The sequence below is a fragment of the Pseudomonas sp. NPDC087814 genome (genome assembly GCF_044742865.1).
Taxonomy (GTDB): domain Bacteria; phylum Pseudomonadota; class Gammaproteobacteria; order Pseudomonadales; family Pseudomonadaceae; genus Aquipseudomonas.
The window spans coordinates 6545-32084 of sequence record NZ_JBIUVK010000022.1; the positions used below are offsets into that span (position 1 = coordinate 6545).

Sequence of the window (25540 nt, forward strand, 5' to 3'; positions counted from 1 at the left end):
GCACAAGCCAAATCAAGAGCGGGCACGGTCAAATGTGGGAGCTGGCTTGCCTGCGATGGCATCAACTGGGTCTGCCTGATCCACCGAGGTGTCTGCATCGCAGGCAAGCCAGCTCCTACAGAAAAGCAGCTTTTGCCTTTGCTTCTAACACTCAGGTCGGCTTTCAGGCCGCCGTGCTTTTGATCTTGATCTTGATCTGCGGGCCCCGTTAACCACGATGGCCGCAAGTAGGCACGGTGGAGCGGGTAAATCGGCAAGGATGCCGATTTAGCCGCGCCGGGCCATGGATGGCCCGTCGCGGCGGCCCGCGCAAGCGTGCCGGAGTGCGGGCATGCCGAGCCTGGGCGAGGCACCGAGTGGTGGGGCAAAGACCTTTTGGTTACTTTTGGGGCGTTTGCCAAAAGTGACCCGCTGTAAGAGCGGAACCCTAAGTGGCCGTTACCGCAGCAACGGATATGTACACCATCAAAAGTCCTCACGAAACCCGCTCCCCAACCACAACCCCATCCCGCCACCAAGCCGCCAAACTAAAGACGTTCGGCGCCTTGAGCAGCGAAAAATGATTCCCCGGCCCATACCAAACCTCCAACACCCCCACGCACCCGCGCCACCCCTCAACCATCAACCCCTGCTCCCGCTGATTCCCTGCCGCGTCCAGGGTCGGATCCTCCGCCAACACCAACCGCACCACCCCCTCATACCGCCGACCAGGCCGATAAACCGTGCGCAACGCCGACGCATACGTACGCGCCGGCCCATCCATGGCATCCACCGAAGACCGCGCAGGCAACAACCCAACCCCCACCATCCCCCCATGCAACAACCTTCGCTGCTCCACTTCATCGCGCCCGGCAAAATCCACCGCATCAATCCCAAGCGACTTACCCGAAGCCACCTGCATCGACTCAATCAGCCGCAACAACGCCGCCGTCGTGGTATAGGGTCGGCCCACCACCCCATTGCCCCCGGGCGCCTCGCTGTCGATCAACGTCAACGACGCCACCTCACGCCCCTGAGCCTGCAACCGCGTGGCCATCTCGAACACCACCCAACCGCCAAACGAATGCCCCACCAAATGCACCGGCCCCGAAGGACATTCCTGCTCCAGGGCCTGCAAATAACAGCGCGCCGCCGCCTCAACCTGGCTATGGGGCACCACCTCCCCATCCAGCCCACGGGGCTGCAAGCCAAAGATCGGCCAGTCCCGGCCCAACGCCTCGGTCAACCCCACAAACCCCGTCACGCTATCCCCCGCCCCCGGCACACAGAAAATCGGCGCATGCGCGGCGCGTCCGCTCTGGATCCGCAACAACGGCTGATGCACCGCCACCGCCGGCGCCTCACTCAACGCCAGGGCCTCACCCATCGCCTGCCCCAGCGCCTGGATATGCGGTGCCTGCATCATGCTCTGGTGATCCCCCGGCACCTCAATGCGGCGCAATTGCCCCGCGGCCAGTGCCTCATCCCATCCCAAATCCAGGCTGCGCCGCGACAGCTCCGTCGGCCGCTCTGCGGCGCTGAACAGGTGCACCGCCAACGGCATCGGGAACAGGCTGTAATGCGCCAACGCATGCCCATGCCCGACTTCCCGCTGGATAAAACTCAACAGGTCCGCGTCCGAAGCCGCCGCCATCTGCGCGTACAACAAATGCCGATCGCGGCAGCGTTGCAGCAAACCCGCAAAGTCCAGCTGTCCAATGTCCGCTTCCAGTTGCTCAAGGCTCGCCAACTCATCCACACCTCCCTGTGCCTTCCAATACGCCGTGCACTGCAACAGCAAATGCCGCTTGAGGGCATCCGGCCCGCTCCAGCGCGCCTTGCCCTGGTCGGTCATGCGCGGCACGTAGCTGTCGATCAACCCGAGGAATGCCACCGGTTCGTCCAGCCCCTGCAGTTGCATCGCCACTTCATAGGCCAACACCCCGCCGAACGACCAACCCGCCAGCCGATACGGCCCATGGGGCTGCACCGAGCGGATAATCCCCACCAGCCGCGCCGCCAGGCCTTCCATGGTCTGCAACTGCACCTCGCCAAGGGGCGTACCGGGCAGGCCATAGATCGGGTAGTCCCCCGGCAGGTGCCGGCCCAGCGCCGGGAAATACACGTCCATGCCGCTGAACTCATGCACCAGGAACAACGGCGGCTGGCTGCCGCTGGCGCGTACGGTGATCAGCGAGCTGTTGTCCTCCCGCGCCGTGCGCTGACCGAGCATCGAGGCGACCGAGGCCACGCTGGCGTGCTGGAACAGCTCGGCCAACGACACCTCAAGCCCCGCCTCTTCCATCAGGTTGACCAGCCGGATCGCCAGCAACGAATGGCCGCCCAGTTCAAAGAAACTGTCATGCCGACCGACCTGCTCCAGCCGCAACACCTCGGCCCAGAGGCGTGCCAGGGTCTGTTCCAGCTCGTTCGCCGGCGCCTCGAACACGCGGCTCGCCGATGCCTCCAGCGCGGGCACCGGCAGGGCCTTGCGGTCGACCTTGCCGTTGGCTGTCAGGGGCATTTTTTCCAGCGGTACATAGGCCGATGGCACCATGTAGTCCGGCAGGTGCTGCAGCAGATGACTGCGCAACACTTCGATGGCCAGCGGCTCGCCGGTGTAGTACGCCACCAGGCGCTTGTCCCCCGGCGCATCTTCTCGTGCCAGCACCACCACATCCTTGATGCCGCTGCAGGTGGCCAGGCGTGCTTCGATCTCGCCCAACTCGATGCGGAAGCCGCGGATCTTCACCTGGTCGTCATTACGCCCGATGCACTCCAGCAGTCCGTCCGCCGACCAGCGCCCAAGGTCGCCGGTGCGGTACAACAAGCCATCGCCAAACGGATCATCGACAAACTTCTCGGCCGTCAGCTCCGGCCGGTTCAGGTACCCCTTGGCCACGCCATGCCCGCCAATGCAGATTTCCCCGACCACGCCCAGCGGCACCGGCTGCAAGTGCGCATCCAGCAGGTGGATTTGCGTGTTGGCAATCGGCCTGCCGATCGGCACGCTTTCGGCATCGGCGGCGATGGCCTGCACTTCATGCGTGGTGGCGTAAGTGGTGGTTTCCGTCGGGCCGTAGCAATGCACCAGCCGCAGTGCCGGCGCCTGGGCCAGCAGGCTGCGGAACGCCGCCGGATCGGCCCGTTCGCCGCCGCACAACAGGATGCGCAGCCCGGCCAACGCGTCGGGAATCAATTGCACGTACTGGTTGAACAGCGCAGTGGTGACGAACAGGATCGTCGCCCCGTCCGCCTTCAGTGCCCGGCCAAACGCGCCGGGGTCGAGCAAGGTCGCATGGTCGATCACCAGCACCTGGCCACCGTTGAGCAAGGGGCCCCACACGTCCATGGTGCTCGCGTCGAACGCCGGGTTGGAAGCGAACGCCACGCGGTCATGGGCGTTGAAATCGGCGTAGCCGTTATTGATCACCAGCCGCGTGATGCCTCGGTGCGGTACCAGCACACCCTTGGGGGTGCCGGTGGAACCGGAGGTGTACATGATGTACGCCACGCGCTCCGAGGACTGCGACAGGTCCGGGTTGTGGCTCGGTTGCGGGTCCAGCGCCAGGGTGTCGAGGTCGATACGTCGGGCCGGGTAAGCGACAGGCTCGCTGCTGTGGGTCAACAGCCACACCGCGCCACTGTCCTGCACCATAAAGGCCTGGCGCTCGGCCGGGGCGTTGATGTCCAGCGGCACGTAGGCCGCCGCGCATTTGAGGATTGCCAGTTGGCTGAGCAACAGGTCAATCGAGCGCGGCAACAGGATCGCCACATGGTCGCCGGGCTGCACGCCCAGGTTGCGCAGGTGGTGCGCCAACTGGTTTGCTCGGGTGTTCAGCGCGCCGTAACTCAGGGTGTGTTCACCATGCACCACTGCGATAGCACCCGGGCGTGCCTGGGCCTGGGCTTCGAACAAACGCTGCACCGTATGTTCGTGAGGGAATTCGCGCTGGGTGGCGTTGAATTCCATCCGCAGTTTTTCACGCTCCGCCGCCGGCAGAATCGACAGTTGGCTGATTGAGCCCCCTGCATTCTGTTCCAGGGCCTGCACCAGTTGCTCCAGGGCAACATGCAGGTACTCGCAGAGGCGTGGCGCGCCCTGCCCCATGGCGTCAAAGCCAAACCCGTCGCCCAGGTCATCGACACTCAGGGACAGCGCAAAGTTGGTACGTTCCTCGGCCTTGAGCACCTGCATGCCCTGCCACGCCTCGGCTACGCCGCCAGCGTGCGGGGCGCTGTGGCGATAGTTGAACAGCACGCTGAACAGCGGCGTATTGGCCGGCAGCCCGCTGCAACGCTGGGCCAGGGCCAGTGGCGCATGTTCGTGACTGAGCAACCGGGTCAGGCTTGCGTGGGTGGCAATCAGCGCTGCGTGCACCGTGCGTTCACCCAGGTCGACCCGCAGCGGCAAGGTGTTGATGAACACACCCAAGGCACGTTCGGCGCCTTCGCCGCCTTGCAGCCGGCCCAGCAATACGGTGCCGAACACCACCTGCTCGCGGCCGGAAACCTTGCCCAGCACCTGCGCCCAGGCCAGGTGCATCAGGCTCGCAGCACTCACCCCAAGCTGCCGTGCCAGGGTGCGCAGGCGCCCGTTCAACAGCGGGTCGACGCGCAAATGTGCCTGTTGCGCTTCACCCGGTGCACTCAATGCCAGCGTCGGCTCATCGACCTCCCCGAGCATCTCGCGGAAGAACGCTTCGTGCTCTTCCTCGCGCATGCCCAACCGCGTCTGCGCCACATAATTGCGATACGGCACCGCCGCACCCAACTGCTCGCGCCGGCCGAGCAAGCACGCCTGCATCTCGTGCTGCAGCACCTCCAGCGCAACGTGGTCCATCACCAGATGATGGAACAGCAACAACGCAACCACCCGCTGGTTGGCCGGGTCCTCGGCGTACACCAGGCGCATCAGCGGTGCCTGAGCCAAGTTCAGCCGATGCTGTTCGAAGCGCGCCTGCAATTGCTCCAGCACATCGCCCGCCAGTTGAATCGGCTCAACCCGCAGCGAGGCCTGGCGCCACACCACCTGCACCGGTTCTTCCAGCCCGTCCCAGTGCATCGACGAGCGCAGGATATCCTGCCGCTCGATCACCGCCTGCAACGCCTGGGCAAACGCTTCAAGGCGCTCGACGCTGGCGAAGGCAAACTGCGCCTGCAACAGGTACGCGTCACCCTGTTGCACTGCGCGATGGTGATACAGGATCCCGGCCTGCAACGGCGCCAGCGGGTAAATGTCCTGAACGTTGGCCGCGCCACCGGGAATGCTCGCGACAAGGCGGTCGATGGCGGGTTGCTTCAAGTTCACCAGCGTCAGCATGTCCGGGGTGATCCGCGTGCAATCCGCGGCGATCCCATTGGCTGGCACCACCACTTCGCGACCACCACCCACGGCAGCCGCCAAGGCTGCAAGGGTGGGTTGACCAAACAGGACTTTCACATCCGCCGACAACCCGACCCGACGCATGCGGCCGATCAGGCTGGCGGCCAGCAGCGAATGGCCGCCCAGCTCGAAGAAATGGTCGTGCCGACCCACACGCTCCACCTTGAGCAAATCCGCCCAGAGGCCGGCCAGGGTGATTTCGGTTTCCCCCACAGGCGCGACGTACTCCCGGGCGCTCACCGATTCCAGGCCTGGCGCCGGCAGTGCCTTGCGGTCGAGCTTGCCATTGGGACTCAGGGGCAAGGCGTCCAGGTGCATGAAGGTGGCCGGTACCATGTAGTCCGGCAGGTGTTCCAGCAAATGGCTGCGCAAAGCGTCGATTTGCGCCGGCACGCCGGTGTAGTAAGCCACCAGCCGTGAATCGCGGGCGACCACGGCGGCTTCATTGATCTGCGGGTATTGCAGCAGTCGCGCCTGAATCTCCCCCAGTTCGATGCGCAAGCCACGGATTTTCACCTGGTCGTCATTGCGGCCCAAATACTCGATGGTGCCGTCCGGCAGGTAGCGCCCGACGTCGCCGGTGCGGTACATCCGGCCCGCGCTGAACGGGTCCTTGAGGAAGCGCTCGGAAGTCAGCTCAGGACGGTGCAGGTAACCCCGCGCCACTTGCACACCGCCGATAAACAGCTCGCCCACCACACCCAATGGAACAGGCTGCAACTGCCCGTCCAGCAGGTACATGCGGGTGTTGGCAATCGGCTTGCCGATGGGGGTGTTGTCCGGCGTGACGGGCCCGGCGCAATCCCACGCCGTCACGTCCACCGCCGCTTCCGTCGGGCCATAAAGGTTGTACAAACCGATGCCCGGCAACTGCTGTTTGAAGCGGCGCACCAGGCTGCCGGGCAACGCTTCACCACTGCACATCACCCGCACCAGCCCGGCGCTCTGGCTGACGTCGCCGTGGGCCAGGAACACATCGAGCATCGATGGCACAAAGTGCAGCGTGGTGATCTGCTCCGCCTCGATCACCTCACACAGGTAGGCCGGGTCTTTATGCCCGCCAGGACGCGCCATCACCAACCGCGCGCCGGTGAACAGCGGCCAGAAGAACTCCCACACCGACACGTCGAAGCTGAACGGGGTTTTCTGCAACACCCTGTCCTGGGCAGTCAGTCCGTACTCGTCCTGCATCCACAGCAGGCGGTTGACCACGCCCGCGTGCTCGTTGATCACGCCTTTCGGTTGGCCGGTAGAACCCGAGGTGTAGATCACGTAGGCCTGATGCTGCGCGGTCAGCCCATCCACTCGTGGGTTGGACGTTGATTGGTGCTGCCAGGTGTTCCGGTCCAGGTCCACCAGCGGCACCGTGACGTCGCCCAGCAACGAACGGGTTTCGCCCTGCACCAGCACGGCGGCCGGGGCGCTGTCCTTGAGCATGTAGGCGATACGGTCCAGCGGATACGCCGGGTCCAGCGGCACATAACCGCCGCCCGCCTTGAGGATTGCGAACAGGCCGATGACCATCTCCAGGCCGCGCTCGACGCAAATCGCCACCCGCGAATCCGGCTGTACACCCCGCTCCCGCAGATGGTGCGCCAACTGATTGGCCCGTTCGTTCAGCTCGCGATAGCTCAGGCACTCCGAGCCTGCCTTCACCGCAAGCGCATCCGGCGTTCTCGCCACCTGGGCTTCGAACATACCGTGCAGCGTCTGGTCGAGGTTGTAATCCACTGTGGTGTTATTGAAGTCGAACAGCAGATGCTGGCGCTCCTGATCGTCCAGCAAGTCAGCCTGCTCCAGCACCGCCTGATCGTTATCCACCATGGCCTGTAGCACGCGGCTGAAATAGCCGACATAGCGTTGCATGGTCGACTCGTCGAACAACGCGATGGCGTATTCCAGGGTGCCGCGAATTTCGCCCCGGGTCTCGCCGAGGTTCAGGGACAGGTCGAACTTGGCAAAGTGACTGTCCTCCACAATGCCTTCAAGGCTCAGGTCGCCGAGGGCCAGCACCGGCGCGTCACTGTCCTGCCAGGTCAACATCGTCTGGAACAGCGGGCTATGGGCCAGGCTGCGCAATGGCCGGGTGATTTCCACCACCTGCTCAAACGGCAGATCCTGATGAGCCTGGGCGTCCAGCGCCAGCCCCTTGACCCGCGCCAGCAGCGCCTCGGCGCTCAGTTCGCCCGAGGTATCAATGCGCACTGCCAGGGTGTTGACGAACAACCCGATCAGGCCTTCCACCTCGGCCCGCTGGCGGTTGGCGACCGGCGAGCCGATCACCACTTCCTCCTGCCCGGCCAAACGCGCGAGCAACGAGGCCCACGCCGTCATCATCACCATGTACAGCGTGGTGCCGTGGCGTTGGCTGAGGGCCTTGAGCCCGGCGCTCAGGCGCTCATCCAGGTGCACCTCGACGCTGCTGCCGGCGTAGTCCTGCTGGGCCGGGCGTGGACGGTCGGTCGGCAACATCAGCAACGCCGGCGCACCGGCCAGGGTGTGTTGCCAGTAGCTGCTCTGGCGATGCAGCACTTCGCCGCTCAGCCACAGGCGCTGCCATACGGCAAAGTCGCTGTACTGGATCGGCAACGGCGGCAGTGGGTCAGCCTCACCGTGGCTGAACGCCTGGTACAGCGCCATCAGTTCGCGGGTCAGCACGCCCATGGACCAGCCATCGGACACGATGTGGTGGATAGTCAGCAGCAACACGTGGTGATCGTCGGCCATGATCACCAGGCGCCCGCGCAACAGCGGGCCGCGCTGCAAATCAAAAGGCGCCGAGGCTTCGCCCTGGATCAACGCGTCGAGCACCTGCTGTGCTTCGGGGTGGCGGCGCAGGTCCTGGACTTGCAGGGGCATCACTTCTTCAGGCGGCACGATCAGCACCTGGGCGTCGTCATCCTGCTGGGCAAACCGGCTGCGCAAGGTCTCATGCCGCGCGACGATCCGTGCCAGGGCCCGTTGCAGCGCGTCGACGTGCAACTGCCCGCGCAGGCGCAGGCCGATGGGAATGTTGTAGGCGGTGTTGGCGCCCTCCATCAACGCCAGGAACCACAGGCGTTGCTGGGCAAACGACAACGGCAACTCCGTGTCCCGCGCCGCCGGCAGGATATCCGGCAAGGTGCTGCGCCCGGCCTGGGCCACTACCTGCGCCACCGCCGCCAGTTCGGCATTGGCGAACAGTTCGCCCAGTGCCAGGTCGACCCCCAGTTGCTGGCGAACCTGGGACACCATGCGCATGGCCAGCAACGAATGGCCGCCCAACTCAAAGAAATGATCCTGGCGCCCAACACGTTCCACTTGCAACACATCGGCCCAGATCTGCGCGAGGACGGTTTCGATATCGCCATGAGGCGCCTCGTATTCGCGGGTGAAGACGGCGGCCAGGTCCGGCTTTGGCAGCGCCTTGCGGTCCAGTTTGCCGTTGGCGGTCAGGGGCAACGCATCGAGTTTCACGTAGGCCACCGGGACCATATAGTCCGGCAGGTGCGCCACCAGGTGGGCGCGAATCGCGCCCACTTCAAGCGGTTCGAATTGCGGGTTTTCGGTGAAGTAAGCCACCAGCCGGGGCTGGCCCGGTTGGTCTTCACGGGCCAGCACCACGGCTTCCTGGAGACCGGGCAGCTGGTTGAGGCGGGTTTCGATTTCCCCCAGTTCGATGCGCACACCGCGGATTTTCACCTGGTCGTCGTTGCGGCCCAGGTACTCGATATTCCCGTCCGGCAACCAGCGCGCGAGGTCGCCGGTGCGGTACATGCGGCCCGAATTGAATGGGTCATCCAGGAAACGTTCGGCGGTCATTTCCGGGCGATTGAGGTAACCCCGCGCCACGCCCTTGCCGCCCACGTACAGTTCACCGGCAACCCCCAAGGGCACCGGGCGCTGCTGTTCGTCCAGCAGGTAAACCGTGGCATTGGCGATGGGTTTGCCGATGTGCAACGGCTGCCCGGGCTCGATCCGCCCGGAGGTGGCGACCACCGTGGCTTCCGTGGGGCCGTAGTTGTTGATCACCTCGAAACGCTGGGCCCGGGTGAACTGGCGCAGGCGGTCGCCGCCAATCAGCAAGGTGCGCAGGGTCGGGTGCTCGATGTTCTGGCTGAACGCATATTCGGCCACCGGCGTGGGCAGGAAACACACGTCCAGCGGTTGTGCGCGCCACCAGTCCAGCAGCGCGTCGATATCTTCAGCGCCGTCGTGGGCCGGCGGCAGGTGCAAGGTGGCCCCCACGCACAGTGCCGGCCAGACTTCCCAGGCCATCGCGTCAAAGCCAAACCCGGCAACGCTCGCGGTGTGGCGGCCTGCGCACAGGTCAAACGCGGTGCAGTGCCAGTCCACCAGGTTGGCCACGGTGTGATGTTCCACCATCACGCCCTTGGGCAGGCCGGTGGAGCCGGAGGTGTAGATCACGTAGGCCAGGTTGGTGGGCGTGACGGCCACCTGCGGGTTGCTCGCCGAATGGTGGTGCCAGGTAAAACGGTCCAGGTTGATCACCGGCACATCGAGCGCGGGCAGGCGCTCCAGCAATGCATGTTGGGTCAGTACCGCGACCGGGGCGCTGTCGCCGAGCAGGTAGCTCAGGCGCTCGGCCGGGTGCGACGGGTCCACCGGTACATAGCAGGCGCCGGACTTGAGGATCGCCAGCAACCCGGCCAGGGTGTCCAGCCCGCGCCGGGCAACGATGGCCACGCGATCGTCGGGTTTTACCCCCAGCGCCAGCAGGTGATGGGCCAGCAGGTTGGCTTGTTGATTCAACTCGGCGTAGGTCAGCTGGCGGCCTTGATACACCGCGGCCACCGCGTCCGGGGTCAGCAGGGTCTGGGCCTCGATACGCCCATGCAGGGTGGTGCCTTGGGGGAAGTCGATGGCTGTCGCGTTGAACTGCTCCAGCAAGTGCCGCTGCTCCGCCTCGGGCAACACCGACAAGCGATTCAAGGGTGTTTCGGGTGCCTGTTCCAGCGCCTGAACCAGGTTCCCCAGGGCAGTTTGCAGATAAGCGCACACCCGCTGCGGATCAACCTGGGCGCTGGCCAACAGGCTCAGGCTGAAGTCTTCGCCCAGGTCGTCGACGCTCAGGGTCAACGGGTAGTTGGTGCGTTCCTCGGAGCGCAACGCTTGAATACCCTGCCAGGCCGAGACCGCTTCGGCGCTCGCGCCGCCTGCGCTATGGCGGTAGTTGAGCAACGCGCTGAACAGCGGCGTCGGCGCCACTACACCGCTGCAACGCTGGGCCAGGGCCAGCGCCGCGTGTTCGTGACGCAGCAAGGTGGTCAGCCGGGCATGGGTCGCCTTGACCCCGGTGCGCACGTCTTCGGCGCCTACATCCACCCGCAATGGCAAGGTGTTGATAAAGATCCCCAGGGCACGGTCGGTGTCGTGGCTGCCCTGCATGCGGCCCATCAGCACCGTGCCGAACACCACCTGTTCCTTGCCCGCCAGCACTCCCAGCACCTGGGCCCAGCCCATGTGGAACAGGCTCGCGGCGCTGACGCCCAACTGCCGGGCCTGGGCGCGCAAGCGCCGGCTCAACTGCGGGGCCAGCGGCAGGCTGATCTCCTGGATGTTGTCGCCGTCGCCCTGCACATCCTGCAGGCCGTAGGGCAAGGTCGGCTCGCTGATGTCGCCGAGCATCTGCCGGAAGAACCCTTCGTGCTCCTGCTCGCTGATGCCCAGGCGCGCCTGGGCGACATAGTTGCGAAACGGCACCGCCTGGCCCAGTTCAGCCGCCCTGCCCAGCAGGCAGGCTTGCATCTCGTGGCAGACCACTTCCAGCGCGCTGTGGTCCAGGGCCATGTGGTGGAACAACAGCATCGCCACCACCCGTTGGCCGGCTTCATCCCAGGCCCGCACCAGGCGCAGCAGCGGCGCGCGGGTCACGTCCATGCGGTAGTGGCGGCCATCGAACAGGCGATGCAACTGGGCGGCGATATCGCCGTCTGCCGGGTCCAGTTCAATCGCCTGCACCGGCAGGCGCGCCGTGCGCCAGACCACTTGCGACGGTTCTTCCAGGCCTTCCCACACCACGCCGGTCCGCAGGATGTCGTGACGGTCGATCACCTGTTGCAAGGCCAGGGCAAAGCCCTCGAAACGCTCAAGGCTGTCGAAGGCAAACAGCGACTGCATGATGTACGGGTCGCCGTGCTCGGCACTCACATGGTGGTAGAGGATGCCCTCCTGCAACGGTGCCAGCGGGTAGATGTCCTGCACATTGGCGACGCCACCCTCGACGGTCTCGAGGATACGGTCGATGGACGCCTGGCTGAGGGTCGACAGGCTCAGCATCTGCGGGGTAATCGAGGTAGCGCCCGGTGGAATGCCATTGGCCGGCACCTGCACCTCACCGGCCTTGGTGGCCGAGTACTCCCCGGCCTTGATCAGCTCGATCAGCGCCGGCTTGTGTTCGCGCAGCGAGGCCACCAGTGCCGCGTCGCTCAGGGCCTGCTTGTTGCCTTGCACCGACAACTGATCGCCCTTGAGCGCCAGTTGCACATCCTTGGCCTTGAGTGTCGCCAACAGTTCGATGATGCTCACAGGACGATCTCCATTCGTTCGGTAATTGCGGCGTAGCCGGCCAGGGTCGGCTGTTCGAACAGGCCCCGCACATCGGCTTCCATGCCTTCCTGACGCAAGCGTCCGATCAAGCTGACGGCCAGCAACGAGTGCCCGCCCAGCTCGAAAAAGTTGTCGTGACGCCCGACCCGCTCCACCTTCAGCAGCTCGGTCCACAGCCGCGCCAGGGTGATTTCGGTAGCGCCCACCGGGGCCTCGTACTCGCGCACGATCAGTGATTCCACACCCGGCGTCGGCAAGGCCTTGCGGTCGAGCTTGCCGTTGGGGCTCAGGGGCAGAGCGTCGAGATGGACGAATACCGCGGGCACCATGAAGTCCGGCAAGCGCGCCAGCAGGTGCGCCCGCAACTGTTCGATATCGGCTGGCACGCCGGTGTAGTACGCCACCAGGCGTTCGTCGCGGGCCAACACGGCCGCTTCCTTCACCTGTGGGTACTCGGTCAGCCGCGCCTGGATTTCTCCGAGTTCAATACGCAGGCCACGGATTTTTACCTGGTCGTCATTACGGCCCAGGTACTCGATATTGCCATCCGGCAGGTAGCGCCCGACGTCACCGGTGCGGTACATCCGGCCTGGGTTGAACGGGTCCTTGAGGAAGCGCTCGGCCGTCAGTTCGGGACGGTGCAGGTAACCGCGAGCCACTTGCACACCGGCGATAAACAGCTCGCCCACCACGCCCAGCGGCACCGGTTGCAACCGGGCATCCAGCAGGTACATGCGGGTGTTGGCAATCGGCTTGCCGATAGGCGTGTTGTCCGGCACCACGGGCCTGGCGCAGTTCCAGGCGGTCACGTCCACCGCGGCTTCCGTCGGGCCATAGAGGTTGTACAAACCGATGCCGGGCAATTGCTGCTTGAAGCGCCGCACCAGGCCGCCGGGCAAGGCTTCGCCGCTGCACATCACCCGCAGCAGCCCGGCGCCCTGGCTGACATCACCGTGGGCCAGGAACACATCGAGCATCGACGGCACGAAGTGCAAGGTGGTGATCTGTTCTGCCGCGATCACCTCGCACAGGTAAGCCGGCTCCTTGTGCCCGCCGGGGCGTGCCATGACCAGCCGCGCACCGGTGAACAGGGGCCAGAAGAACTCCCACACCGACACATCGAAGCTGAACGGGGTTTTCTGCAGTACCGCATCAGTGGCGTTCAGGCCGTAGGCGTCCTGCATCCACAGCAGGCGGTTGACCACACCCGCGTGCTCGTTGATCACGCCCTTGGGTTGGCCGGTGGAGCCGGAGGTGTAGATCACGTAGGCCTGGTGCTGCGCGGTCAACCCGGGAACCTGTGGGTTGGACACCGGCTGGTGCGCCCAGGTGTTCTGGTCAAGATCCACCACCGGCACCGTCACGTCGCCCAGCAACGAACGGGTAGCGCCCTGCACCAGCAGCGCCGCGGGCTGGCTGTCTTGCAGCATGTAGGCGAGGCGATCCAGCGGGTACGCCGGGTCCAGCGGCACATAACCACCACCGGCCTTGAGGATCGCAAACAGACCGATGACCATCTCCAGACCACGCTCGACGCAAATCACCACCCGCGCATCCGGCTGCACGCCCAGTTCCCGCAGGTGGTGCGCCAGTTGGTTGGCGCGCTGGTTCAGCTCGGCATAGGTCAGGCATTGCTCACCCGCCTTCACCGCCAATGCATCCGGCGTGCGCTCGACCTGGGCCTCGAACAGGCCGTGCAGGGTCTGCGCCAGGTCGTAGTCAACCTCGGTGGCATTGAAATCAAACAGCAGTTGCTGACGCTCTGCATCCCCCAGGATCGGCAGGCGGTCAAGGGCCTGGTGCGGCGCGTGCTCCAGGGCCCCCACCAACTGGGTCAACGCCATCTGCATATAACCGCAGACCCGTTGTGCGCCTACCTGGGCCGGGGTCAACGCGGTGAAGTCATAACCATCACCCAGGTCATCGACGTTCAGGGTCAACGGATAGTTGGTGCGCCCGTCATTGGTCAGGGTCTGCATGCCTTCCCAGGCGTGCTGCGCGTCCTGTGAACGGGTGGCGCCGCCCCGGTGGCGATAATTGAGCATCGAGCTGAACAGCGGCAGCGGCGCCGCCACCCCGCTGCAACGCTGGGCCAGGGCCAGGGAAGCATGTTCATGGCCCAGCAGCGCGGTGAGCCGGGCATGGGTGCTGCGCACGCTGTCGCGCACGCCTTGCCCGTCGATATCCAGGCGCAATGGCAGGGTGTTGATGAACACGCCAAGGGCCCGGTCCGCGCCCTCGCCGCCCTGCATCCGGCCGACCAGCACCGTGCCAAACACCACATTCGGCTTGCCCGACGTCACCGCCAACACCTGCGCCCATGCCAGGTGGAACAGGCTCGCGGTGCTCACGCCCAGCAGGCGTGCCTGGGCCCTGAGGCGCCGGCTGACGGCAGCGTCCAGGTGATGCGTGAATTCTTCGATATCCCGACCATCGCCCTGCACATCCTGCAAGCCAAACGGCAGCGTTGGCTCATGGATATCGCCAAGCATCTCGCGGAAGAACCCTTCATGCTCCTGCTCGCTGACACCCAGTCGCGCCTGCGCCACGTAGTTGCGATAAGGCATCGGCGCGGACTGCGGTGCGGGGTGCCCCAGCAGGTAGCCCTGCATTTCCCGCAGCACCACGTCGAACGCGGTGTGGTCCAGCACGATGTGGTGATACAGCAGCACCGCCACCACCCGCTGATTGGCCGGGTCGTTGGCGTACATCAGGCGGATCAGCGGCGCCTGGGCGATGTCCAGCCGGTAGCGCCGGGCGTCGAAACGCTGATGCAGGCCGGCCAGCACATCACCGTCCAGATGCAGCGCTTCGACCGTCAATCGAGCCTTGCGCCACACCACTTGCACCGGCTGCGCCAAGCCTTCCCAGACCACACCGGTACGCAGGATGTCGTGGCGGTCGATCACCTGCTGCAAGGCCTGGGCGAAGCTGTCCAGGCGCGCCTGGGTATCGAATGCCAGGTGCGATTGCAGCAGGTACGGATCGCCCTGCTCCGCCGTGATGTAGTGGTAAAGAATGCCTTCCTGTAACGGTGCCAGCGGGTAAATATCCTGCACATTGGCGGCGCCACCCGGCACGCTGGCGACGATCTGGTCGATCATCGGCTGATCCAGCTCCACCAATGGCAGCATCGAGGGCGTGATGCGCGGGCAATCGGCGGCGATGGCATTCACCGGCACCACCACTTCCCGGCCACTGCCCACTGCCGCTGCCAATGCCGCCAGCGTCGGCTGGCTGAACAGCACCCGCACATCGGCGCTGAGGCCGGCCTGGCGCATGCGCTCGATCAGGCTTACCGCCAGCAAGGAATGGCCGCCCAGCTCGAAGAAGTGGTCATGGCGACCCACTTGCTCCACCTGCAACACCTCGGCCCAGATCCGCGCCAGGGTGGTCTCGACTTCGCCGCGTGGGGCTTCATATTCCCGGCTGAGCACGGCGGCCTGATCCGGTGCCGGCAGCGCCTTGCGGTCAAGCTTGCCGTTGGCGGTCAACGGCCAGCTGTCGAGTTTGACGTAGGCCACCGGCACCATGGCCTCGGGCAGTTGGCTGTGCAGCTCGGCGCGCAGGGTTTCGATAACCAGCGGGGTTTGCTGGGTGAACCAGGCCACCAGGCGGCCGTCGCGCACCAGCACCACGGCTTCCTTGACGCCGTCGACGGCGGCCAGGCGGGTTTCGATTTCTCCCAGCTCGACGCGCACGCCCCGGACTTTTACCTGGTCGTCGTTGCGGCCCAGATATTCAATGTTGCCATCCGGCAGCCAGCGCGCCAGGTCGCCGGTGCGGTACATGCGGCCCGGGTTGAACGGGTCATCGAGGAATCGCTCGGCGGTCAGGTCCGGGCGATTCAGGTAGCCGCGGGCCACGCCGCGGCCGCCTACATACAGCTCACCGGCCACACCCACCGGCACCGGCCGTTGTTGTGCATCCAGCAGGTACACCGTGGCATTGGCCATCGGCTTGCCGATATGCAGCGGCTGGCCGGCGCGCACCCGGCCAGAGGTGGCGACCACCGTGGCTTCGGTGGGGCCGTAGTTGTTGATCACCGCGAAACGTCGCTCATGGCTGAACTGGCGCAGGCGATCACCGCCGATCAACAGGGTGCGCAGGCTTGGGTGCTCAAGGTCCTGGCTGAACGCGTACTCGGCCACCGGGGTGGGCAGGAAGCTCACGTCCAGCGGCTGGGCCAGCCACCAGGCCAGCAGTTCGTCGATGTTTTCATTGCCGACATGGGCCGGTGGCAGGTGCAAGGTCGCCCCCACGCACAATGCCGGCCAGACTTCCCAGGCCATGGCATCGAAACCGAAGCCGGCCACGCTGCTGGTGTGGCTGGCGGCCTGCAGGTCGAAGGCTTCACAGTGCCAATGCACCAGGTTTTCCACGGTGCGGTGTTCCACCATCACGCCTTTGGGCTGGCCGGTGGAGCCGGAGGTGTAGATCACATAGGCGAGGTTCGCCGGGGTCAGGCTGGCGACGTGGGGATTGGTGCCGTCGGGATAGGCGCCATGCAGATCGACGATGGCGATATCACCGAGCACGCCACGGGTGCTCTCTTCGGCCAGGACCGCGACCGGTGCGCTGTCTTGCAGCAGGTAAGCGATGCGCTCGGCCGGATAGGCCGGGTCTACCGGGACGTAGGCCGCGCCCGCCTTGAGAATCGCCAGCAGGCCCGCCAGCATCTGCGGGCCGCGTCGGCAGCAGATCGCCACACGGTCGTCGGGCTGTACGCCCAGCGCCAGCAGGTGATGGGCCAGTTGGTTGGCGCGTTGGTTGAGCTGTTGGTACGTCAGGTGCTGGCCGTCCTGGCTCACGGCAATCGCCTGCGGCAGGCGCAGGGCCTGGGCTTCGAAAGCGCCGTGCAGGGTCTGCCCTTGCGGGTAGTCGCGGGCGGTGGCGTTGAAGCTGCGCAGCAGGTGTTCGCGTTCGCGGGCAGGCAGTACCGGCAACTGATGCAACGGCGTTTGCGGCGCGTGCTCAAGGGCCTCCACCAGTTGCTCCAGCGCACTGTGCATGGAGTCGCACAGGCGCTGCGCGCCGATGGATTCCAGCGCCAGTACCGTCAGGCCGAAGCCTGTGCCAAGGTCGTCCACACTCAGGGTCAGCGGGTAGTTGCTGCGTTCTTCGCCGCCGAGCAATTGCACGCCTTCCCAGATACCGTGGCCGTCGCGGGCCATTTCGCCCGGGGTGCTGTGGCGGTAGTTGAGCAAGGCGCTGAACAACGGCATCGAGGTCGGCACGCCGCTGCACCGCTGGGCCAGCGCCAGGGACGCATGTTCATGGCCCAGCAAGGCACTGAGCCGGGCGTGGGTCGCCTTGACGCCGGCACGTACCGCGTCGGCACCCACCTCCACCCGCAGCGGCAAGGTGTTGATGAACATGCCCAATGCCCGGTCGGCACCTTCGCCGGCTTGCATGCGGCCCATCAATACGGTGCCGAATACCACGTCCTGACGGCCCGACACCAGCCCGAGGACCTGGGCCCACGCGAGGTGCATCAGGCTCGCAGCGCTGACCCCCAGTTGCCGCGCCTGTTCACGAACCCGCAGCGCCAGCCCTGCATCGACGGGCAATTCGGCCTCTTCGATATCCCGGCCATCGCCCTGCACATCCTGCACGCCGAAGGGCAGCGTGGGCTCGTCGACATCGGCGAGCATTTCGCGGAAGAACTGCTCGTGTTCCTGGGCGCTGACACCCAGGCGCGCCTGTGCCACGTAGTGACGGAACGGTGCCGCGGCCGGCAAGTCATCGGCCTGGTTGAACAGGAACGCCCGCATTTCCTGGCCGACCACTTCCATGGCGGTGTGGTCCAGTGCCAGGTGATGGAACAGCAGGATCGCCGCGACCCGCTGGTTGGCCGGGTCCTGCGCATACACCATGCGCAGCAGCGGCGCCTGGGTGATATCCAGGCGATAGTGGCGGGCATCAAAACGCGCGTGCAGTTGTTCGATCACATCACCATCGGCCGGGTCCAGCGGGATGTGCTGTACGACCAATTCGGCATGACGCCACACCACTTGCACCGGGCTGTCCAAGCCTTCCCACACCACGCCGGTGCGCAGGATATCGTGGCGCGCCACGACCTTTTGCAGCGCGCCCATGAAGGCCTGCAAACGCTCGACGCTGTCAAACGCCATGCGCGATTGCAGCAGGTAGGGGTCACCCTGTTCGGCGCTGATGTGGTGGTAGAGGATGCCTTCCTGCAACGGCGCCAGCGGGTAGATATCCTGCACGTTGGCCGCACCGCCGGGCACCGTGGCCACGATGCGGTCGATGGCCGGCTGGTCCAGCTTGACCAGGGTCAGCATCGACGGCGTGATGTGCTCGCAGCCCGGCGCAATGCCGTTGGCCGGCACCACGATTTCCCGGCCACTGCCCACCGCCGCCGCCAGCGCCGCCAGGCTTGGCTGGTTGAACAGCACCCGCACATCGGCGCTCAGGCCAGCCTGGCGCATGCGCTCGATCAGGCTTACCGCCAGCAACGAATGGCCACCGAGTTCAAAGAAGTGGTCATAGCGCCCGACACGCTCGACCTTCAGTACGTCCTGCCAGATTTGCGCCAGCAGGGTTTCCACCTCGCCCTCCGGGGCTTCGAAACCACGGCTGAGCAGCGACGCCTGATCCGGCGCAGGCAGGCCCTTGCGGTCCAGCTTGCCATTCGCGGTCAGCGGCAACAGTTCCAACCAGACATAGGCCGACGGCACCATGTAGTCCGGCAGCCGGCTTTGCAGGTGCGCTCGCAACGCTTCAATACTCAGCGGCGCCTGGGCGGTGTAGTAAGCCACCAGGCGCTTGTCGCCGGGCTCATCTTCACGGGCCAGCACCACCGTGTCTTTCACGCCGGAATAGCTGGCGAGGCAGCTTTCGATTTCACCCGGCTCGATACGGAAACCCCGGATTTTCAGTTGATGGTCATTGCGGCCCTGGTACAGCAAGGTGCCGTCCGCCTGCCAGCTCGCCAGGTCGCCGGTGCGGTACAGCAGCCCATCGCCGAACGGGTCGACGATAAATTTCTCTGCGGTCAATTGCGGCTGGTTCAGGTACCCCTTGGCCACACCCGCGCCACCGATGTACAGCTCGCCAACCACGCCCAGCGCCACCGGCTGCTGCCGTGCATCCAGCACGTAGGCACGGCTGTTGCCAATTGGTCGACCAATCGGAATACCGCCCTCACCCACCGACTTGATCTCGAAGGTGGTGGAAAACGTCGTGGCTTCGGTGGGGCCATAGCCATTCAGCAGGTGCTGCGGCGCGCCGTGCTCAAGCACCCGGGCGATCACCTGCGGGTCGAGCACATCGCCGCCGACGATCAGGTAGCGCAGTTGCCGGAACATCGGCATCAACCCGTCGGCGTACTGATGGAACAGCCCGGCGGTCATCCACAACACGCTGACGGATTGCTCCTGCAACAGGGCGCCAAACGCGGCCTGGGACAGCAACGTGGCATGCTCGACCACCACCACGCAGCCGCCGTTGAGCAACGGCGCCCACACATCGAGGGTGCTGGCGTCGAACGCCGGGTTCGAGGCGAAGGCCACCCGGTCGCGGTGATTGAAGTCGGCATAACCGTTGTTGATCACCAATCGAGAGACGGCGCGATGGGGCACCTGCACACCCTTGGGCGCGCCGGTTGAGCCGGAGGTGTACATGATGTACGCCACGCTTTCGGCAGACTGGGACAGGTTCGGATTATGGGCCGGCTGATTGTCGAGGTTCAGCCCGTCGAGATCACGCAGCACCTGCCCGGCGTGACTGTCCTGCACCATGAACGCCTGGCGTTCGTCCGGCGCATTGATGTCCAGCGGCACGTACGCCGCCGCGCACTTGAGGATGGCCAGTTGGCTGACCAGCAGGTCGATGGAACGTGGCAGCGCGATGGCCACGCTGTCGCCCGGTTTTACACCCTGGTCGATCAAATAGTGGGCCAGGCGATTGGCCCGCAGGTTGAGTTCGCGGTAAGTAAGCGACACGTCGCCGTGCACCACCGCCAGCGCGTCGGGGCTGGTCAGGACGCTGGCTTCGAAGATCCCGTGCACGGTGTGCGCAGCCGGGTAGGCGCGGGCAGTGGCGTTGAAGTCCACCAGCACTTGATGCCGCTCGGCGGGTGGCAGGATCGACACTTGATGCAGCGGTGTGGTCGGCGCCTGTTGCAGTGCCGTGGCCAGGTTGCGCAAGGCACTGAGCATGTAGTCGCCGACGCGCCGCACATCCACCTCCGCCACGCCTTGCACGGTCAGGGCAAAACCTGCGCCGAGGTCGTCGACGTTCAGCACCAGCGGGTAGTTGCTGCGCTCCTCGGAACTGAGGATTTCGATCCCGGCGTCGGCGAACGGGCTGGCGCCCGGCGCTTCACCCGGCGCGCTGTGGCGGTAGTTGAGCAAGGTGCTGAACAACGGCAGCGCACCGGACACGCCACTGCATCGCTGGGCCAGGGACAAGGAGGCATGTTCATGCCCCAGCAACTGTGCCAGCCGCGCATGGGTGGCGCGCACGCCAGCCTGCACGCCCACCGCGCCGACACTGACCCGCAACGGCAAGGTATTGATGAACATTCCCAGCGCCCGGTCGGCGCCCTCGCCGCCGTGCAGCCGGCCCAGCAGCACGGTGCCGAAGACCACGTCGTCCTGGCCCGAGACCTGGCCGAGGACCTGGGCCCACGCCAGGTGCACCAGGCTTGCGGCACTCACCCCCAGTTGCCGGGCCTGCTCGCGAAGGCCCAGGCTGAGGGCCGGTTCCAATGCCACGTGCGCTTCGCGCACACCGCTGCCGTCGCGGTTCACGTCCTGCAAGCCGAAGGCCAGGGTCGGCTCGTCGATGTCGCCGAGCATTTCGCTGAAGAACGCCTCATGCTGCGCAGCGCTCACACCGAGGCGCGCCTGGGCCACGTAGTTGCGGTACTGCATGGCGTCGGGCAGCAAGCCGGTTTCGCCTGCAAGGCTCGCGCTCATTTCCTCCACCAGCACCTGCAACGCGGTGTGGTCCAGCAGGATGTGGTGCAGCAGCAGGATGCCGACGTAACGGCCGTGATCCTCGGCGTAGGCAAACCGCATCAACGAGGCGCGGGACAGGTCGAGGCGGTAGTGGCGTGGGTCGAAGCGTTCCTGCAGTTGCGCCAATACGGCACTGGAAGGATCGGCTTCAACCTGCTCAACCACCAGCAGCGCCTGGCGCAAGACCACCTGCACCGGCTCGTCCAGGCCTTCCCAGACAATCCCGGTACGCAGGATATCATTGCGCTCGATCACACTTTGCAGCGCACGGATAAACGCCTCGACCGGCTCATGGCCGCTGAAGCTGAACTGCACCTGCAACACGTAGGGATCGCCTTCGGTGGTTGCCAGGTGGTGGTAGAGGATGCCGGCCTGCAACGGGGCCAGGCCGTAGATGTCCTGCACGTTGGCGATGCCGCCGGGGACACTGGCGATGATATGGTCGATGGCCTGCTGGTCGAGATTCACCAGCGGCAGCATGTCCGGGGTGATGTGCCGCGTCGCTTCGCCGATCAGGTTGGCCGGGACCTGCACTTCATGCTGCCCGCCCACCGCAGCGGCCAGCGCAGCCAGGGTCGGCTGGCCGAACAGCACCCGCACATCGGCGCTCAGCTCGAGCTGGCGCATGCGCTCGATCAGCTTGACCGCCAGCAACGAATGGCCGCCCAGCTCGAAAAAGTTGTCCTGGCGCCCGACCCGGTCGACCTTGAGCAGGTCTTGCCAGAGATTCGCGATCGCGGCTTCCACCGCGCCTTGTGGCGCTTCATAACCACGACGGGCCAGGGCATCGGCGTCCGGTGCCGGCAAGGCCTTGCGGTCGAGCTTGCCGTTGGTGGTAAGCGGGAACGCGTCGAGCAGCACAAAGGCGCTGGGCACCATGTACTCGGCGAGGGACAGCAGCAGGTGGTCACGCAGCTCAGCGGCAGTGGGCGTGTGTTCAGGCTGGGCAATCACGTAGGCCACCAGGCGCTTGTCGCCCGGTTCGTCTTCGCGGGCAATCACCACGGCTTCGCGCACACCTTCGCAGGTGGCCAGGCGTGCTTCGATTTCCCCCAGTTCGATACGGAAACCGCGAATCTTCACCTGGTCGTCGTTGCGCCCCAGGTACTCGACACTGCCGTCGGCCAGCATCCGGCCGAGGTCACCGGTCTTGTACAGGCGCAGGCCGGTTGCGGGATCCGTCAGAAAACGTTCGGCCGTCAGCTCATCGCGGTTGAGATAACCCCGCGCCACGCCGGCACCGCCGACGTACAACTCCCCGACTACGCCGCTCGGCACCGGTTCGCGGCGGGCGTCCAGCACATACAGTTGCAAGTCGGGAATGCGCACGCCAATCGGGCTCACGCCCACCCGCTGTGCATCCGCCGCCTCCAGGGCACGGTAGGTTACATGCACGGTGGTTTCGGTGATGCCATACATGTTGACCAACCGCGTACCAGCGTTGGTCACCCGGGCGTACCACGGCTTGAGAATCCCCGGTTCCAGGGCTTCACCGCCGAAGATCACCTGGCGCAGCGAGTGCAGTTGCTGGCTGCGGCCCTGTGCCGCGATCAACTGGCGGAACGCGCTCGGGGTCTGGTTGAGAATACTGACGCCGGCTTCGCACAGCAGTGCGTAACACTCGTCCGGCGAACGGCTGACCAGCTGCGGCACCACCAGCAACTGCCCGCCATGCATCAGCGCGCCCCAGATCTCCCACACCGAGAAGTCGAAGGCAAACGAGTGGAACAGCGCCCAGGTGTCATTGGCGTTGAACTTGAACCAGTGCTCGGTGGCGCTGAACAGTCGCGCGACGTTGCGGTGTTCGATCATCACGCCCTTGGGCAGGCCGGTGGAGCCGGAGGTGTAGATCACATAGGCAAGGCTGGACGCGCTGATTGCAACGTTGGGGTTGACGATGGGCTCGTGCTGCAGGCTGTTGAGGTCGATCGACGTGACGTCGCCCACCAGGTGGCGGGTGTCGTCCTGCACCAGCACCGCCAGCGGCGCGCTGTCTTTCAGGGTGTAGGCGATACGGTCCAGCGGGTAGGCAGGATCGATCGGCACATAACCCGCCCCAGCCTTGAGAATCCCCAGCAGGCCAATGATCATTTCCAGCCCGCGTTCGACACAGATCGCCACCCGGTCATCGGGGCGGATGCCATGCTTGAGCAGGCAATGCGCAACCTGGTTGGCGCGCTCGTTCAGCTCGCGGTAGCTCAGGTGTTCGTGTTCAAAGCGCAGCGCGATGGCTTCGGGATGGCTGGCGGCATGAGCTTCGACTTGCTGGTGGATCAGGGCCGAATCGGCGTAGTGCTGGGTGCTGGCGTTAAGGCCGTGCAGCAGATGCTGGCGTTCGGCGGCAGGCAGGATGCCCAGGATGTGCAACGGTGCATCTGGCGTTTGTTCCAGGGCCAGCACCAGGTTTTCCAGGGCGGTGTGCAGGTAACCGGCAATGCGCGTCGCGCCGATGGAGGCGTCCACCATCACGGTAAAGGCAAAGCCTTCGCCCAGGTCATCGACGTTGACCGTCAGCGGGTAGTTGGTGCGTTCTTCGGCGCCCAGCACCTGGATGCCTTCGGCGATGTCGATCACCGCCTGGGTGTCCGAGGCATCGCTGTGACGGTAATTGAGGATGGCACTGAACAACGGCGTGGGTGCGGCCACACCGCTGCAACGCTGGGCCAGGGCCAGGGAGGCGTGTTCGTGATCGAGCAATTCGGTCAGGCGTTTATGGGTGGTTTGTACGCCCTCGCGCACGCTTTGTTCGCCTACATCTACCCGTAGCGGCAGGGTGTTGATGAACATGCCCAGGGCCTGGTCGGAGCCCTCGCCTGCGCCCATGCGGCCGAGCATCACGCTGCCAAATACCACGGCTTCGCGAGCCGAGACCTTGCCCAGCACCTGGGCCAGCGCCAGGTGCATCACACTGGCGGGACTGACACCCAACGGTCTCGCCTGGGCCCTTAGACGGCGACTTAGATCGCCGTCGACGGCAATGCGGGTTTCGTCGATGCCATGCCCGTCACCCTGCACATCCTGCAGGCCGAACGGCAGGGTTGGCTCGTCGATATCGGCGAGCATCTCGCGGAAGAAGGCTTCGTGAGCCTGTTCGCTGACGCCATGGCGGACCTGGGCGATGTAGTTGCGAAACGGCACCGGTGCACTGGCGTGTTCGGTCTGGCCGGCGAGGTGCAGCTGGATCTCCCGGCGCACTACGTCGAGGGCGGTGTGGTCGAGGATGGTGTGGTGGAACAGCAGCATGGCGACCACCCGCTGGTTGCGCGGGTCTTCGGCGAACACCAGGCGCAGCAGCGGTGCCTGGCCGAGGTCCATGCGGTAGTTGCGGGCGTCGTAGAGGGCTTGCAGTTGGGTCAGTACATCGCCGTCGAGGCGGGCTTCTTCGCAGGCCAGCGAGGCCTTGCGCCAGACGACTTGCAGGGGTTCGTCGAGGCGATCCCAGGCCATCGAGGTGCGCAGGATATCGTGGCGGTCGATGACCCATTGCAAGGCCTGGGCGAAGGTTTCAAGACGGGCACGGCTGTCGAACACGAACTGCGCGTGCAGCACGTAGGGGTCGCCCTGGTGCGCTGACAGATGGTGGTAGAGCATGCCTTCCTGGAGCGGCGCCAAGGGGTAGATATCTTGCACATTCGCCGCCCCGCCGGGGATCGCGGCGACGATGCGGTCGATGGCGGGTTGGTCGAGGTTGACCAGGGGCAGCATGTCCGGGGTGATGCGATAGGCCGGGCTGAGCCAGTCGCCGCCGTGTTGGGCGACGAGGTCGAGCAGTTGGGGTTTGTGGGCGATCAGTTGGTCCCATAGGGCGTCATCCAGCGCGTCGTCGTCACCCAGGATGATCAGGTCGCCTTCGTCCATTTGCAGGCGGATCGGGTGGGTGGAAAGAGCTGCCAGTAATTTGCTGAACTGCATGGGGTAACCTGCTTTTTTGAGTCGGATACGGTTGAGGAGAAAGTCCGTTTTCAGCTGTCGCGTAAGTGCCTGGGAGGCCCGGTTTAAAGCGCGGGCGCAGTCGTGGGCCGGGAGGCTTCCCGCAGGGTTGGGAAATTAGAGGATTCGGGGGGTGGGGGGTGACATGGGAAGCGGGGACAAAGCGGCTGGCGTGGGGGAACTTTCGTATTTGTTGGATGGGGGGCATATCCGTTATTTGGGTGATGGCTTCGATTGGTTCCGCTCTTACAGCGGCTCACTTTTGAAGAGCGCAAAAGTAAGCAAAACGCTCTTGCCCCACCACTCGGCACCTCGCCTGGGCTCGGTGTGCCCTCACTCCGGCTTTGGACCGTGGGCCGCCGTCATGGGCCATCCTTGGCCCAGGACGGCTAACCCGGCGTCCTGCCGGGTTACCCACGCTCCAAAGCCTGCGTTCGGCCAGCGTGGTTTAACGGGGCGCCCAAGATCAAGATCAAAAGCAAAAGCACAGCGGCCTCCCGGCCGGCTTGAGTGTTAAAAGCAAAATCAAAATCTAAAGCGGGCACAGTCCAAATGTGGGAGCGGGCTTGCTCGCGAAGGTCGTTAACGAAGACGCGGGCATCCTGAATGAACGCGGCGCTCTCAGGTTCTTCGCGAGCAAGCCCGCTCCCACAGAAAAGCAGCTCTGCTTTCGCCCTGGATCTTGCCTCTGTTTTTAACACTCAAGCCG

The 25540-nt window shown here is 65.2% G+C and carries 2 protein-coding genes; both read right to left on the reverse strand.

Annotated elements, in window-relative coordinates; all coding sequences use genetic code 11:
* Positions 1-475: 475 nt before the first annotated feature.
* Positions 476-11893 (reverse strand): amino acid adenylation domain-containing protein, encoded by an 11418-nt coding sequence (locus ACIOMR_RS17600; protein WP_401195486.1) that lies wholly within the window; start codon positions 11891-11893, stop codon positions 476-478.
* Positions 11890-24813 (reverse strand): amino acid adenylation domain-containing protein, encoded by a 12924-nt coding sequence (locus ACIOMR_RS17605; protein WP_401195489.1) that lies wholly within the window; start codon positions 24811-24813, stop codon positions 11890-11892. Before ACIOMR_RS17605 ends, ACIOMR_RS17600 begins: the two co-directional genes overlap by 4 nt.
* Between the last annotated feature and the right edge of the window lie 727 nt (positions 24814-25540).

Excerpts from the sequence above, each read along its gene's own strand:
- ACIOMR_RS17605 (WP_401195489.1), bottom strand. The coding sequence starts at position 24,813 with ATGCAGTTCAGCAAATTACTGGCAGCTCTTTCCACCCACCCGATCCGC.